This is a genomic window from Acinetobacter johnsonii ANC 3681 (assembly GCF_000368805.1).
GTDB classification, from domain to species: domain Bacteria; phylum Pseudomonadota; class Gammaproteobacteria; order Pseudomonadales; family Moraxellaceae; genus Acinetobacter; species Acinetobacter johnsonii.
Window position 1 is genome coordinate 1698429 of record NZ_KB849705.1, and the last position, 15620, is coordinate 1714048.

The window sequence follows — 15620 nt, forward strand, 5'->3', positions numbered from 1 at the left end:
TCATTATTTTATTTTAATATAGTGGCATAAATATGCATGATGTTGGTGCAACAGATTAATCCCCTACAAGATTGAAATATCTCGTAATAAATTTTAATTAAAACAATTTTTTCACATCCGTATAAATAAAAAAAGTGACTTATATATCGTTTTCGAAATACCAAATAAGCTATTTTTTATACAATTAAATCATTTTTTTTGAGTCACTTATTGTTTTTAACAATGACTACGAAAGCAGCATTTTCTTTTTAAAATGATGCGTAAGTTACGAGAATCATAATAAATGTAAATATATGACGACTTGAATTCTGTTTCTTTTCAAGCGCTTTTTTCAATATAAAACTGCTTACAATTGCGCCAGCAACATTTTTTATTTATGCACTTGCTCGTTGAATTAACTTATTATAGTGTGTCGGTGCTGTGATTTTATGCAAATTTTAATGGATTAAATCTTAACTATAACTTTGGAAGTCATCATTTTATCCATAAGTATAATTGACAAAATTTCAGCACTCTCTACTCTTAGAGCAAATTTTTAATCCGTCTGATTCGTGCATTAAAAGATGAGTATTTCGAGTCAGATAAATCATTCACCAGGACAGGAGATCTATTGAATGTCTGAAGCAACTGGCAAAAAAGCCGTTTTACAGCTTGATGGCAAAGAAATTGAATTACCAATTTACAGCGGCACATTGGGCCCAGATGTAATCGACGTTAAGGATGTATTGGCCGCAGGTCACTTCACTTTTGATCCTGGTTTTATGGCTACTGCTGCATGCGAGTCTAAAATCACTTTCATCGACGGTAACAAAGGTGTGCTTTTACACCGTGGCTACCCAATCGACCAGTTAGCAACTAAAGCTGACTACTTAGAAACTTGCTACTTACTTCTCAATGGCGAGCTTCCAACAGCTGAACAAAAAGAAGTATTTGATGCTAAAGTTCGTAACCACACTATGGTTCACGATCAAGTTAGCCGCTTCTTCAATGGTTTCCGTCGCGATGCTCACCCTATGGCGATCATGGTTGGTGTAGTTGGTGCGCTTTCTGCGTTCTATCACAACAACTTAGACATCGAAAATGTTGATCACCGTGAAATTACAGCGATTCGCTTAATTGCTAAAGTACCTACTTTGGCTGCGTGGAGCTACAAGTACACTGTAGGTCAACCATTCGTTTACCCACGTAACGACTTAAGCTACGCTGAAAACTTCTTATACATGATGTTTGCTACTCCAGCAGACCGTGATTACAAAGTAGATCCGATCCTTGCTAAAGCAATGGACCGTATCTTCACGCTTCACGCAGACCACGAACAAAATGCTTCTACGTCTACAGTACGTTTAGCTGGTTCTACTGGCGCGAACCCATATGCATGTATCGCTGCGGGTATCTCTGCACTTTGGGGCCCTGCTCACGGCGGCGCGAACGAAGCTGTTCTTAAGATGCTTGATGAAATCGGCACTGTAGAGAACGTTGCTGACTTCATGGAAAAAGTGAAAACTAAAGAAGTTAAACTCATGGGCTTCGGTCACCGTGTGTACAAAAACTTCGATCCACGTGCGAAAGTAATGAAAGAAACTTGCGACGAAGTTCTTGGTGCACTTGGCATCAACGATCCACAGCTTGCTCTTGCTATGGAACTTGAACGTATCGCGCTTTCTGATGAATACTTCATCAAACGTAACCTATACCCGAACGTAGACTTCTACTCAGGTATCATCCTTAAAGCGATTGGTATCCCGACAGAAATGTTTACAGTGATCTTCGCGCTTGCACGTACTGTTGGTTGGATCAGCCACTGGTTAGAAATGCACAGCGGTCCGTACAAGATCGGTCGCCCTCGTCAGCTTTACACTGGCGAAGTTCAACGCGACATCAACCGTTAATTCGGTCTGCGTTGATAGACAAAAAACCACCCGCATGGGTGGTTTTTTTATATGTTGAATTTTAAATCAATAATTCACAAGTGACACAGTTTAAGTATTAAAAAACCTGAACAGACTCAGGCTGTTTTTAATACTTAATGTAGCTACTTTAAGCTTCAACAACATCGTAGTGTTTTAGCTCAAGCGCAGATAAACGTTGCTTTAACTCGGCCAAGGACCACGGCCAAGCCGCGAAGTTACGCCCATTTTGATCTAAATAATAGCTTGAGCAACCACCTCGGTTAAATACGGTGGTTTTCAAATGAGTTTGTACCTTGGCATTGTGATAACGCAGAACATCTCGCTTCACCATCATACGTTTAAAGCCTTGCTGCTTCATTTTTAGTAGACCATCTACAATATACTGAATCTGCGCCTCAGCAATGCCAATAAAAGAGTCATAAACCAAGATATTTGGCCCCAATACTAAAAACGCGTTCGGTACATTTTCCAAACTTGTACCTAAGTACGCTTCTGGAGAACTGCCCTTCCAAAGGTCGGCCAATCGCTCACCTTGAGCATCCCATACACGTTGGCCAATCGGAGGATGTGCCACTTCAAAACCAGTTCCCCAGATAATGACATCGACCTCAAATCGCTCCCCATTTGCCGCAATGACACTCTGCTCATCAATCTCGACCAAACCTTGTGGCAACAACGTGACATTGTCTTGTTGCAGTGCTGGATAATAATTATTGGCAAATAAAAGTCGCTTACAGCCGATCGAAAAGCTAGGCGTTACGGCTTTACGTAAGGAGTCATCCTGTATTTGCAATTTTAATAATTGACGGCTTAAAACATTGACTGGCTCCAGCAGTGAAGGATGACGTAGCCCAAAGTTGATTCCATTTAAAATACTGGAAACACTCTTCCGCCAGCCTTGCTGAATCATCGGGAATTTGGCGACCAGCGACCTCACGCTAGCATTGAGCTGCATATCCGCTTTGGGCAAGACCCACGGCGCAGTACGCTGAAATACGATCAACTCTTTCGCCAACGGCTGAATTTGTGGAATAAACTGAATGGCAGATGCGCCAGTTCCAATGACTGCAACCCGCTTTCCCGTTAAGTCATAATCATGATTCCAACGGGCTGAATGGAACATTTCTCCTTTAAACCCCTCTATCCCTTTAATTTTAGGTAAGGACGGTTCTGTAATCGGCCCTGTGCTAAAGATCACGGTTCGTGCTTGATATGCCCCTTGAGAAGTTTCGAGTTGCCAAATACTCGCCTCTTCATTCCATTTTGCACTGAGCAACTCATGCTGAAAACGGATTTTATCTTGCAGCTCAAACTGCTCAACCACCTGTTCCAAGTAACTTAAAATTTCAGGTTGTTTCGCAAATAAATGGCTCCATTGATGACTAGGTGCAAAGGAAAATGAATACAACGCCGAAGGTACATCACAGCCACAGCCGGGGTAATTATTATCACGCCACGTACCTCCAACCCTCTCCGCTTTTTCTAAAACCAGATAGTCCTGATAGCCGACTTGTTTCATTTTATAAGCCGCAGCAATGCCCGAAATCCCAGCCCCTACAACAATGGTATCGTAAGTATGTACAGCTTTAGGACGAAGCACAGCCTTTTTACGGGTCTGCTTAGGTTGAGCTTCCACACTTTTTGGCGTCGTAGTTTGATCTCGCATTTGATCAGACGACTCTTGCACATCTGCTTGTTCTATCTCTAATTGCGTTTCCATATTCATTTTTCTCTATTCTTATTTTGTGATTTGATTAAACAGTGGATAACCCAAACCTAAAAGCTTGACGTATAAGCTTGGTGATGCACGCTTCATCCACCAGAACAATTTGGCATCGGGTTGTGGAATGGTATAAAGCTTGCCTGCGTCTAAGCGATTCAATGTTTTTTTGACTACAGCATCACTGGTTGTAAACGCATGGTTAATCAGCAGTTTGTCAGCCAGTCTGGAATAGTGGCTCGGCAAGCGACCATTCTTCATAATATTGGTCGGCACCAAGGTCGGACACAGCACATTGACTGCAATGTTATAGGCATAAAGCTCTGAAGCTAAGGTTTCTGATAGAGCCAAAACACTAGACTTGGTCACGTTGTACGCTGTCATTTCAGGAGCTGCGGTATAGCCCGCAGCCGATGCCACATTGATAATGGCACCAAAACCTTGCTGTTTAAATTGGGGCACAAAGTAGTGGCAACCATGAATTACCCCCCACAGGTTGACATGCATACACCACTGCCAATCCTCCAGCGACACCTCATCAAACTTACCACCTAACCCAACTCCAGCATTATTGATGAGCAAGGTGACAGGATGTCCCAAAAGCTGTTCCGCTTGCTCCGCCAAAGCGTGTACAGATTCTTTTAATCCAACATCACAATGCACCGCATAGGCTGACGTAGATGTCATCGACTGAATTAAATCTACCGTCTCCTGTGCTGAGCTTAAGTCAATATCTGCACAGATAACATCACCACCGCGTTTTGCCAGTTCCAATGCAAAGCTACGACCAATTCCGCTACCTGCACCCGTTACAACTGCGAAGGATTTTTCACTTGGTTTATTTTTTTTACTCAACAGTCCCATGTCATAACCTCCTTTTTATGATTTCAGTACTGGAGTAAATTCTTTGGTGAAATAGGGGGTTAATACTCCTGTTTCAGGATGTAGTAAACGCTCTTTGTAATAATCTAAAAATGCAGAAGTGTCATAGTCATTCGGGTGAAAGCTCGGACGTAAATAGTCAAAAATATGCTTCCAACTACTGCCATAAACACCTCGTTTCAGCCCAAACAAGAGGCTGAAACTGCGCGGTACATCCTTCCAATAACTGAGACTCACCAAATTAGACGGTTTGCGATAAAACGGGACAAAAACTGACGCCACTGAAATCAATAGCAAAATGGTGATAAGGGCTGGAAAAAAGCCTGTAATACGTAAGGCATAGTTATTGGAAAGTGATTGAAACACATCATATGCAATGTCTTTATGCTCAGATTCCTCTAGCATGTGCCACATCCAAATCGCCCGTTGCTTTTCGTCTTGAGAATCGAAAAAAATTTCTTCATGGTTCATCATGTATTCAGACAGCACTGCGGTAAAATGTTCAATGCCTGCCATCAAAGACAATTTCATCGGTTGTGGTAAACGGTTAAAACCGTAGTCAAAAACGATTTCAGCTAAATAACGAAAAATGCCAACGGGTAAATCAACCTGTTTAAAAGTATCGTTCAATTCTTCATGTAGCTTTGAATGCAATGCCTCCTGACCAATCAAAGACGTCACACGTTGTTTTAATACAGGGTCAGTGAGGAAATCACGGTGATAACGGGCGGTGTCAATCACCAAGTCTTCACCATAAGTCAGAAAGATCGAGAGTGATGCAAAGTAAGCACTGGCCAACTCCGCATTTAAGTAGAATTTGGGATCAATTTTCTCCGCTTCAAAGTCAAATTTCATATGCCGAATTGGAATAATCGCAGACTGTTTTTCCGCATCGAATACGGGTCCTGCAAAAATTTGACTGGCTTTGCCTTTCAATGGAAGAGCGATACGCATAGGACATTCCTTCTTATTTTTAGATCGTTTTCAGGCTCAATCTCACGATTTTTTACCAGTGCTTTGCATTCAAAATAAGAGTCCGCTTCCCCTATGCCACTGGCATTTTTCTTCAAATGATTTGCAATTTATGACTTTAAAATCTGTTGTCTAACAATCACTCTACAGATTTATCTATCGGGGTCAGAACGAGGCTTTGTGTGCCACAAAGGGAATACACTGCTCATAGGCTGAGCACTCTTCGCCATAGTGTTTTTTGAGAAAATAGTCTTGCACCATTTGCGCCTGCTGTTCAATACCATAGCTTAAAAACTGCTTTCCTTGTTTTAATGCATAACGATATTGACGGTTAAAAAGTGCCTTACGGACTACAGCGAGTCCCTGTTGAATTTGCCAAACATGTGCAAGCTCATGAATCAACCAAGCTTGTTGATGAATGGATTGATCAGCAAAGTTTTCGCACCAGTCTTTGATATTAAAATAGACATGTCCATTCGGGCTAATCGCATAATGAGGCAGCACTGCCCGATGCGCGATAATTCGAACCGAATCCATGTTCAGACTGTTCCCAAAAATGCTGCTGGCGAGCTTTTTCTCCGCTTCAGTCAAGGGCCGATTTTTAAGTTCAAACTTTTGCTGTATTTTTTGTAAAAGCGGTTGAAACCACACAATCACACTCCATAAAGACATTAGAATAATTTGTTCTTTTTAAGGACATTTACGGATTTTTTTTAGAATATCCCTTAAAAAAAATCGCATTTCGTATATAGTATTCGCACTTATTATTGATTAATACTTCTATTTGTTTATCGTCACTTACACCACGTAGAACTTATAGCTATAACAAACTCAATCGTCGTGTATATCCCTATAGGTATAGGATTTAGTTGGAAATGAAAAGTTTTAAAATTGCACTTGCACAGTTCTCTCCGCACATTGGCAACCTTGAAGCAAATGCCCAAAAAATGTTGGAGCAGGCCAATGAAGCAAAAAAACAAAATGCTGATTTAATTATTTTTCCAGAACTTTCGAGCATTGGTTACCCAGCAGAAGATTTACTTCTACGTCCTAGCCTAACCAAACGCACGCAACAAGTTTTTGAACAACTTAAAACAGTAAAAGACATTGTGATGGTCTTTGGTTTTGTCAACCAAACTGAAGACGGTCAACGCTACAACGCCGCTGCGGTCATGAAAGATGGACAAGTTTTGGGTGTGTATAACAAACAAAACTTGCCAAACTATAGCGTGTTTGATGAAAAGCGTTACTTCACCGAAGGGCATCAACATCTTGTTTTTGAATATATGGGACATAAGTTTGGTGTGTTGATTTGTGAAGATGTTTGGTCACTTTCAACAGTACAACAACTGGCACAGCTCAATGTAGAAACGGCTTTGGTCTTAAATGCTTCACCATATGAAGTCGGTAAGCCACAGCACCGCGTTGAAACCATGTCTGCACTGGCAAAACAAATGAACCTCAACTTGGTTTATGCCAACCAAGTCGGCGGTCAAGACGACCTGATCTTTGATGGTACAAGCTTCGTGATTGCCAAAAATGGTTCAGTTGTACTTCAAGCTGAAAGCTTTAAAGAGTCTCTGTATTTCGCTGAATACGAAGCAGAACAACAAGCCTTTAAGGCCAATGCGCTGCCGCCTGCTTTAGACACTATGGCAGAGATTTATCAAAGCTTAGTGATGGCGACTCGCGACTATGTACAGCGCTCAGGTTTCCCTGGGGTGATTTTGGGTTTATCAGGCGGAATCGACTCAGCTCTAACTCTTGCCATTGCAGCCGATGCGATTGGCGCCGATAAAGTCCAAGCCGTAATGATGCCATATACTTATACCGCTCAAATCAGTGTAGAAGATGCAGCTGAACAAGCGAAGAGTATGGGGGTGACTTTTGGGATTGCTGAAATCAACCCGATTGTGAACAGCTTTATGCAAACGCTTTATCCGTTTTTTGGCAACAGCCCTGCGGATGCAACTGAAGAAAACTTACAAGCGCGTGCCCGCGGTACACTGCTAATGGGTTTATCCAACAAATTTGGTAATTTAGTCCTGTCTACAGGCAATAAATCAGAATTGGCGGTGGGCTATTGCACGCTCTATGGTGACATGGTCGGTGGTTTTGCCGTACTGAAAGATGTGTATAAAACCATTGTGTTTGAACTTGCGAAATACCGTAACAGCATTTCAGACAAGCCTGTGATTCCTGAGCGTGTGATTACTCGCCCACCTTCAGCAGAGCTACGTCCAGATCAAAAAGACCAAGACTCTTTACCGCCATATGATGTACTGGATGCCATTTTGTATGCCTATATCGAAGAAGATATGAGCCAAGATGACATCATTGCCAAAGGCTTTGATGCTGAAATGGTTTCAAAAGTAATTCGTTTGGTCGATTTCAATGAATACAAACGTCGCCAAGGCGCAATTGGTCCGCGTATCAGCTCACGTGCATTTAGCCGTGAACGTCGCTACCCTATCATAAATGGCTGGAAAGCTGGCGTATAAGCACTTTCTCCAATAAAAAAGCCCAAACATGTGTTTGGGCTTTTTTATATCGACATATTCAAATCTATTTTTTAAGCACAAAAAAAGAGACCAAGCTGAGAGCTTGGTCTTTTAAAATGGTGGCTATGACGAGACTTGAACTTGTGACCCCCGCATTATGAGTGCGGTGCTCTAACCAACTGAGCTACATAGCCGTAAACTGTGGGGGCATTATCTATACATATTAAACACCCGTCAAGCCCCACCCCACCCCAATGATCAGCATTTAAACAATTGATAATTAAATGTTTAAAATTAATACATATTTAGTAAAAAAACATAGGGCACAATAGCTAAATACATAAAGAAAATTATCCTTACTCAGATCAAATCCTTGCTTATTACTACACTCTTAACAGCACTAAGTGCATGCCAGCTCGTGAGTCCAGCCTTGGTCAATTATAATCACGCTTACATGGATGTTGCCAAATGAATCATCAATCAACACTTATAGAACATGTAACAAAAAAACGATACATGGCATAGCTCAGCAAGACCTGACAACGCTTATATCATGTTCAAAAAGATCACCATATAAGCAACTTGAAATTGCAATGCTAAATGCTATGCGCAACTAAACTGAACAAAGAATAAAATTACAGGCTAAAAAAATAAATTTTTGCAGAACAATGTACTGCCTATATGCAGACCAAAAAAACAGCGGCCAAGGATTAAAATTGCAGAAGTATCAACTTAATATAAATAAAAAGAATCTCTTCGAATTATTGATTTCATCTCTACAATTCTGTAAAACAGCTCACTATTTAATAAAGTGATTAAAACTTTTTAATTACTGATTACTTTTAACATCAAAACCAATAATTTTATAACAGCATGAGTCATTATTTTGGATAATACAATTGAAAATGATGTATCACCTGATACACAACCTTATATTGCAGGCTTTTGGCGTAGAAGCTTCGCATTTATCATTGATGCTTTGCTCATCGGTGCTTTCTGTAACATTATCTCTAGCCTATTAGGTAAATTTCCTTATGAATACCCTATACTCATAACATTAATTGGTTATCTTTTCGTTGTTCTATATTTTACTTATTGCAATAGCGTTAACAATAATGGACAAACAATCGGCAAAATTCTTCAATCCATTAAAGTCGTCAAACTAGATCAGCAGTATCTCAGCCTATCCGCCTCATTTCTACGATCGGCAATTTTATATGCCCCTTTCTGCTTAATGTCTTTTACGCTACTTTTTCACCCAGTATTGAATAGCATCTTTACGATACTCTTAGGTAGCTTACTGATTTCTATACTTTATTTATATATTTTTAACCGAAAAAATCGCCGCTCTATTCACGACTATCTAGCACACACAATTGTCATAAAAAATGGGGTTGAACCCAAGACTATTTCTACAACATGGAATGTACATTTTTACATCGCGACTATTTTAGTTTTAATTTTTTCAGGGTTACAAGTTTGGAACAGTATTACAAGTGATCAAGACTATATTCCTATTTCCTTACAAAATCTAAAATTTAAGGAATTAAGCCAATTTGATTATGGTTATCTCATCCTGCCTAAAAATGAGGAAGGTATAAATCCAACTCAACATTATTATTTAGCCACGATTACCGATCCTAATTTACTCAATAATCCAAGTTATGCTGAAGAATTTGCACAATATATTTTCAAATTAGAACCACGTCATCGTGCAAAAAATCTAGAAAATTATGTTCAACTCACCGCTCGCTATCAGTTTGGCTTAATTTCAAAAAAACGTTCTTCCACCTATTTAATTGAAACAGATAATCAGCAGAAAATTACTGCTCAGGAAGTTTCTTCACAACAACAAACGCAAATTGGAGGTGGATATTAAGCCCAAAATAAGGATAAAAAAAGACCACGTTTTGGAACGTGGTCTATAAAAATGGTGGCTATGACGAGACTTGAACTTGTGACCCCCGCATTATGAGTGCGGTGCTCTAACCAACTGAGCTACATAGCCGTAAACTGTGCGCGCATTATGTGGTTTTCTCACCAGTACGTCAAGTACCTTGCGCGCTTAATTGATCAAAATTTGTCGAAGTGAGCCGATAAGCCGGGTTCTGTCGAGAACGATCATTCCTCTAGGCGTACAATCACTCATACGCTCAAGCGACCTACCCGGATCCAGCATGGGCCATGCCTAAAGGATCCCTATTTGGTCTTGCTTCCGGTGGGGTTTACCATGCCATGAACTGTTACCAGTCATGCGGTGCGCTCTTACCGCACCCTTTCACCCTTACCTCCGATTTCGATTGCTCGAAACCATAATGAAGGCGGTCTACTCTCTGCTGCACTTTCCGTCGGCTCACGCCGCCCAGGCGTTACCTGGCACCTTGCCCTATGAAGCCCGGACTTTCCTCCCCTGCTTCAATCACGGAGATCTCCACAGCAGCGATCGTCTGGCTCACTTCGAGGCGCATAGTATCAAATCTTAGACTTAATTGCTTGCGCTTTTTTGAGCAATCAGCTTTTTATATTTATCCATGAGTTCATCCTCAGTTTCCGCATGATTAGGATCCAGCGGAATACAATCCACTGGACAGAACAATTGACACTGCGGTTTATCATAATGTCCGATACACTCTGTGCATAAGTCTGGATTGATTTCATAAATCAATTCCCCCATGAAAATGGCTTCATTGGGGCACACAGGTTCACAAACATCACAATTGATGCATTCATCGGTTATATATAAAGACACGCTACCAACCTTGTTGATGTTTACGTTCAAAAGCAGCGACTACAGCTTGCGGTACAAACTTTGTCACATCACCTTTTAAACGTGCTATTTCACGAATCAACGTCGATGAAATAAATGAATACTGCTCTGACGGCGTTAAAAATACTGCCTCAAAGTGTGAATCAAGTTGACGGTTCATATTGGCTAACTGGAACTCGTATTCAAAGTCAGACACTGCACGCAATCCTCGCAGTACAGCCGTTGCCTTCTGTTCACGGAAGAAATTTACCAACAAACCATCAAAACCTACAAACTCAACATTATCAAGATGGCTTAATGATGCTTTGGCCAAGCTCACACGCTCTTCTAAACTAAAGAGAGGGTTTTTATGATGACCAATGGCAATGGCTACCACCACTTCATCAAACATACGTGATGCACGTGTGACCAAATCAATATGACCATTGGTAATTGGATCAAAAGTCCCCGGGTAAATGACGCGAGTTTTAGACATCCATTTTTACTCTGTTGATTTTGTAGAGCCATATTTTAGCAAAAACTTGTTTTATAGGTGAAGAAACTCCATAAATTTGAAAAAACTTCACCTTAACCCTGCTTTAAGGCACAATAGGTACATTGTTGGAAGTAATTGATTATGGCGAAAGCAACTGTAGTTAAAAAAAATACCAGCGGGACGATTGCACAGAATAAACGTGCACGTCACGACTATTTTATTGAAGAAAAATTTGAAGCTGGCCTGTCACTGCAAGGCTGGGAAGTGAAATCATTACGTGCAGGTCGTATGACGCTGTCTGAGAGTTATATCACCTTTAAAAATGGTGAAGCTTTCCTGTTCGGTGCTCAAATTCAGCCTTTACTCAGTGCATCTACGCACATTGTTCCTGAAGCGACCCGTACCCGTAAGTTACTGTTGAACCGTCGTGAACTCGATAAGTTACTCGGCGCAGTCAATCAAAAAGGTTATTCGTGTGTTCCGCTTGTTGCTTATTGGAAAGGACCACGTGCGAAATTAGAAATCGCTTTAGTGAAAGGCAAACAGCTGCATGACAAACGTGCCACGGAAAAAGACCGTGACTGGCAACGTGATAAAGCCCGCATTATGCATAAATAATAAAAAACCTCCCATGTGGAGGTTTTTTATTATTAATAATCAGCTTTTAGCTCGACCAAATACTTTCCGAACTTTCGAGCAGTTTCCAAGTCACCTTCAGGTGGGGTTATTTCAATACTCGCGTTGTCGGACTGAGTCATCAAGCCTAAAAAGCTCGACATCCGATTAATATCGTGCTGGCTACGTCCCGTCGGCATAAACGGTAAACCAGCCCACAACATACCATGCTGCATAGCAAATAAATTAATCTGTTGTAATACCGCCAGTTTATCGCCACTTAAGCCCCCACCATTGGTAAAGCCTGCAGCCAGTTTTCCTTGCCAAGCCCGTGCTAACCAACGCTTAGAGGAATCTTCCATAAACTGCTTAAGCGCTGCGGTAAGACTGCCCATATACGTTGGGCAACCCATCACAATAATATCGGCCTGATCTAACAAGTCCCACTGTACTGCAGCAACCGAAATTAAATGCACATCAGCACCCGCCTGCTCTGCACCTTGTGCAATATACTGAGCGACTTTCGCCGTATGACCATAGGCGCTATGATAAACCACACACATATGAACAGGTGCAGCAGAAACAAGATCAGGTACAGACATGGAAACTTTTAAGACCAAAGAATTGAGTTAAGTTTAACACTTCCAATCACTGAGGGGGAGTAAGTACAAGGATTAAAACAGCCAAGCACTTCATCAAAAGCCAAACTATTGCATAAACACAAAGGTCGCCATACGCCCAGTTTTGGCATGACGTCGATAAGAAAAGTACTCATCCGACTGGCTAAATGAACACTGATCACCGCCAGAAACCACTTCAACACCATGCTGTTTTAGAATGAATTTTGCGATCGCATATAAGTCAGCATAATATTTTCCAGCTTGCTCAGCTGTTTGAAATGCAGACTCAAGTTCAGCATACTTTGAACAAAAGGCTTCTTTTACTTCCGCCCCAATTTCAAAACAAGGTTGGCTAATAGCTGCGCCCAACCAAGCCCATGTCGGCTGAGTGTTCATGCTGGCAATGGTATTTTCAATAATGCCATGCGCCAGCCCACGCCAACCTGCATGCAAATTGGCCACTTCAGTTCCATCTGCATTGCCTAAAACCACTGGCAAACAATCGGCTGTCATCATCATCAGGGCATGCTTCGGGCGCTGTGTCACCAAACCATCCCCTTCTTGAGCATCAAAGTCAATTTGCTCATTCACTACACAGCAAATGGTGCTATGGGTTTGCGTCATCCACGTAATTTTATCGACCCCATAGCCTGCAAACTCTTCGAGCAAGATCATGCGATGCTGTTGCACACGTGCAGCATCATCCTGTACATGCAAAGCCAAATTAAAGCCTTGTAGTTCAGTTTGAGTGGTTTCTAAAGCACGATCATGATGCACACGGGTTTGCCCCACAAAAACACCTGCCGGAAGTCCTTGAACAAATTGCATATACTGTCCTTATGATGATTCAGCTATAACTTAGTAGGCTTTGTTTTCCGTACGGAGTGCATCGACCAAGGTCGCCAAGTCTGCTGGCCACGGCGCTTTAAACAACATTTCATCACCTGTACGAGGGTGTTTCAAACCGAGCTCTGCTGCATGCAAAGCTTGACGTCTGAAACTACGCAAGGTCTCATCTAAAAGTTCTGTTGCACCTGCTGGCACGCGCACACGTGGCATATACACAGGATCGCCAACTAAACCAAAACCAATATAACTAAAATGCACACGAATCTGATGCGTACGTCCAGTTTCAAGACGAGCTTGAATACGGGTGAAATGTTGAAAGCGTTCTTTCACATTGTAGTGTGTTACAGCATCTTTACCGCCTGGTAATACCGCCATTTTGACACGATCTACAGGGTGACGTTTAATTGGTTCATCCACCGTGCCACCAGCAATCACATTGCCATACACAATCAGGTCATAAACACGATAAACCGTTTTTTTCGCCAATTGCTTGCTCAGTGAAAATTGCGCTTCTAAGTTTTTCGCAACGACCAATAAACCAGAAGTATCTTTATCAATACGATGTACCAAACCCGCACGAGTCAGTTCTGCCGATTTTGGATAGTGATGCAATAATGCATTTACCAACGTACCCGATGAGTTGCCCGCACCTGGGTGAACCACCATCCCAACAGGTTTATTAACAACAATAATGTCATCATCTTCATAGACGATATCCAGCGGAATATCTTCAGGCAGACTACGAGTTTGGGCTTCTAACTCAACTTCAAGGGTTAACAGTTCAAATCCTTCACATTTATATTTCGGTTTGACACTGTTACCATTTACCAACAAATGGCCTTCTTTTAGCCACTGTTTGAGTTTTTCACGCGAAAAGTCGCTCCAAATCGTTGCTGCAACTTGGTCTATACGCTGTCCGAGATAAGTTTCATCCAATTGAAATTGCAACGATAAACGTGTTGCAGTAGAGCTTGAAGTATGGTTATCTGCATCCTCAGAATCTTCAAGTAAATTGAAATCGGTTTCAGGGAAATTTGGATCGGAAGATTGTGCTTGAGCCATTTGATCATTCAAATAAAAGTGATTTAATAGCGCAATTGTAGCTCATTGCCCGTATTAACAGAGGAATTTTTATGTCGCTACCACATTATAAAATGACAATGCTTGCTCTAACGATTGGCATTGCATCTGCAATGGTAGGCTGTAGCAGCAATCCCAAGAAAGAAGTGGTAGATACCGGTCCACAATCGAGTGAACAGGTTTATATTCAAAAAGCAGAAAAAGCACTGCAAAGTGGTCAATATACCGACGCTGCAAAACACTTAGAAGCATTAGATACCTATTACCCTACAGGTGAATATGCGCAACAAGCTCAACTAGAGCTGCTCTATGTGAAGTTTCAGCAGAAAGATTATGAAGGTGCGATTGCACTGGCTGATCGTTTCATTCGTTTGAACCCTCAGCATCCAAACGTGGACTATGCCTACTATGTACGTGGTGTAGCCAACATGGAACAAAACTATGATGGTTTGATTCGCTATACATCTTTAAAGCAAGCACATCGCGATGTGAGCTATCTTAAAGTGGCGTATCAAAACTTCGTAGACTTTATTCGTCGTTACCCTTCAAGCACTTATGCTGTAGATGCCGCACAGCGCATGAAGTTTATCAGCAATGAGTTGGCTGAAAGCGAAATGAATGCGGCACGTTTTAATATCAAACGTAAAGCATGGGTCGCAGCACTAGAGCGTGCGCAATGGGTGATTGAACATTATCCACAAAGCCCTCAAGTGCCTGAAGCTTTAGCAACTGTTGCTTATTCGTATGACCAATTGGGCGACAAGCAAACTGCTCAACAATATACCGATGTCTTGAAACTAAATTATCCAAATTTAGTGAAATCGAATGGTGAAGTGAACTTACGCGCTGCACGTAAAGAAGCAAGTTGGGTCAACCGTGCGACTTTAGGTGTGTTTGGCCGCGAAGAACAAAACAGTTCTGAAGAAAAAATCGAACAGCCGAAACAAACAACAGAGCGCAGCTTTACCAACCGTATCAGTTTCGGTTTGCTCGATCGTCCTGAAACACAGCAAAACATCAATACTGAAACCGAATAATTCCTCTGAAATATTCGCTATTTTAGAAAGGGCAAGTTATCATACTTGCCCTTTTGTTTTGTGCGATTTTTGCTTGATCAAAATGCCTAAAAGGTATACAAAACAATCTAGATTCGATGGTTTTTTGCATTTTAAAACCTCCATCTCTGCTTCTTCTCACGGTTTTCAAAACATCAGCGACTGACGATTCGA

14 protein-coding genes, 2 tRNA genes and 1 other RNA gene are annotated in these 15620 nt (G+C 41.4%); 5 read left to right on the forward strand and 12 right to left on the reverse strand.

Annotated elements, in window-relative coordinates; genetic code table 11:
* The first annotated feature begins 614 nt into the window (after positions 1-614).
* Complete coding sequence (gene gltA, locus F946_RS12315) at positions 615-1889, forward strand: citrate synthase (RefSeq protein WP_004695551.1); 1275 nt, start codon at positions 615-617, stop codon at positions 1887-1889.
* Between the two features lie 148 nt (positions 1890-2037).
* Here gltA and F946_RS12320 read toward each other — a convergent pair whose 3' ends face one another.
* From F946_RS12320 to F946_RS12335, 4 genes are all read right to left on the reverse strand, one after another.
* The gene (locus F946_RS12320) at positions 2038-3630 is read right to left on the reverse strand and encodes a flavin-containing monooxygenase (RefSeq protein WP_004982747.1); all 1593 of its coding nucleotides are present in this window, start codon (positions 3628-3630) and stop codon (positions 2038-2040) included.
* Positions 3631-3648: 18 nt separating this feature from the next.
* Entirely contained in the window at positions 3649-4494 is an 846-nt protein-coding gene (locus F946_RS12325) for an SDR family NAD(P)-dependent oxidoreductase (RefSeq protein ID WP_004982752.1), read from the reverse strand.
* Between the two features lie 15 nt (positions 4495-4509).
* Positions 4510-5466: a metal-dependent hydrolase gene (locus F946_RS12330; protein WP_004982756.1), complete on the reverse strand. Its 957-nt coding sequence runs from the start codon at positions 5464-5466 to the stop codon at positions 4510-4512.
* Between the two features lie 183 nt (positions 5467-5649).
* Entirely contained in the window at positions 5650-6156 is a 507-nt protein-coding gene (locus F946_RS12335) for a hypothetical protein (protein ID WP_004982770.1), read from the reverse strand.
* Positions 6157-6359: 203 nt separating this feature from the next.
* Between F946_RS12335 and F946_RS12340 the strand changes: the two genes are divergently transcribed.
* The gene (locus tag F946_RS12340; protein WP_004982772.1) at positions 6360-7985 is read left to right on the forward strand and encodes an NAD+ synthase; all 1626 of its coding nucleotides are present in this window, start codon (positions 6360-6362) and stop codon (positions 7983-7985) included.
* Between the two features lie 117 nt (positions 7986-8102).
* Here the strand turns inward: F946_RS12340 and F946_RS12345 are convergent.
* Positions 8103-8179 (reverse strand) — tRNA-Met (locus F946_RS12345).
* Between the two features lie 692 nt (positions 8180-8871).
* On the opposite strand from F946_RS12345, the gene F946_RS12350 reads away from it, so the two are divergent.
* The gene (locus F946_RS12350; protein ID WP_004982773.1) at positions 8872-9864 is read left to right on the forward strand and encodes an RDD family protein; all 993 of its coding nucleotides are present in this window, start codon (positions 8872-8874) and stop codon (positions 9862-9864) included.
* Positions 9865-9916: 52 nt separating this feature from the next.
* Here the strand turns inward: F946_RS12350 and F946_RS12355 are convergent.
* The 4 genes from F946_RS12355 to coaD form a co-directional block, all read right to left on the reverse strand.
* Positions 9917-9993, reverse strand: a tRNA-Met gene (locus F946_RS12355).
* 73 nt (positions 9994-10066) lie between these two features.
* An RNA gene (rnpB, locus tag F946_RS16910) (RNase P RNA component class A) lies at positions 10067-10444 on the reverse strand.
* A 26-nt stretch (positions 10445-10470) separates the two neighbouring features.
* Positions 10471-10734 carry a YfhL family 4Fe-4S dicluster ferredoxin gene (locus tag F946_RS12360; protein WP_004695536.1) on the reverse strand — a complete coding sequence of 88 codons (264 nt, stop codon included), beginning with the start codon at positions 10732-10734 and terminating at the stop codon, positions 10471-10473.
* Position 10735: 1 nt separating this feature from the next.
* On the reverse strand, positions 10736-11227 hold the full coding sequence (gene coaD / locus F946_RS12365) for a pantetheine-phosphate adenylyltransferase (RefSeq protein ID WP_004695534.1): 492 nt from the start codon (positions 11225-11227) through the stop codon (positions 10736-10738).
* A 141-nt stretch (positions 11228-11368) separates the two neighbouring features.
* On the opposite strand from coaD, the gene smpB reads away from it, so the two are divergent.
* Positions 11369-11845 (forward strand): SsrA-binding protein SmpB, encoded by a 477-nt coding sequence (gene smpB / locus F946_RS12370; RefSeq protein ID WP_004695532.1) that lies wholly within the window; start codon positions 11369-11371, stop codon positions 11843-11845.
* A 32-nt stretch (positions 11846-11877) separates the two neighbouring features.
* Here smpB and F946_RS12375 read toward each other — a convergent pair whose 3' ends face one another.
* The 3 genes from F946_RS12375 to rluD form a co-directional block, all read right to left on the reverse strand.
* Positions 11878-12444, reverse strand: a complete 567-nt coding sequence (locus tag F946_RS12375; protein WP_004982777.1) for a flavodoxin family protein — start codon at positions 12442-12444, stop codon at positions 11878-11880.
* A 105-nt stretch (positions 12445-12549) separates the two neighbouring features.
* Positions 12550-13290, reverse strand: coding sequence for a peptidoglycan editing factor PgeF (gene pgeF / locus F946_RS12380; protein WP_004982779.1), 741 nt, complete (start codon positions 13288-13290; stop codon positions 12550-12552).
* Between the two features lie 30 nt (positions 13291-13320).
* Positions 13321-14373, reverse strand: coding sequence for a 23S rRNA pseudouridine(1911/1915/1917) synthase RluD (gene rluD, locus F946_RS12385; RefSeq protein ID WP_004982781.1), 1053 nt, complete (start codon positions 14371-14373; stop codon positions 13321-13323).
* A 71-nt stretch (positions 14374-14444) separates the two neighbouring features.
* Here rluD and F946_RS12390 point away from each other — a divergent pair, with 71 nt between their 5' ends.
* Positions 14445-15428 carry an outer membrane protein assembly factor BamD gene (locus F946_RS12390; RefSeq protein ID WP_004695525.1) on the forward strand — a complete coding sequence of 328 codons (984 nt, stop codon included), beginning with the start codon at positions 14445-14447 and terminating at the stop codon, positions 15426-15428.
* Positions 15429-15620 lie beyond the last annotated feature (192 nt).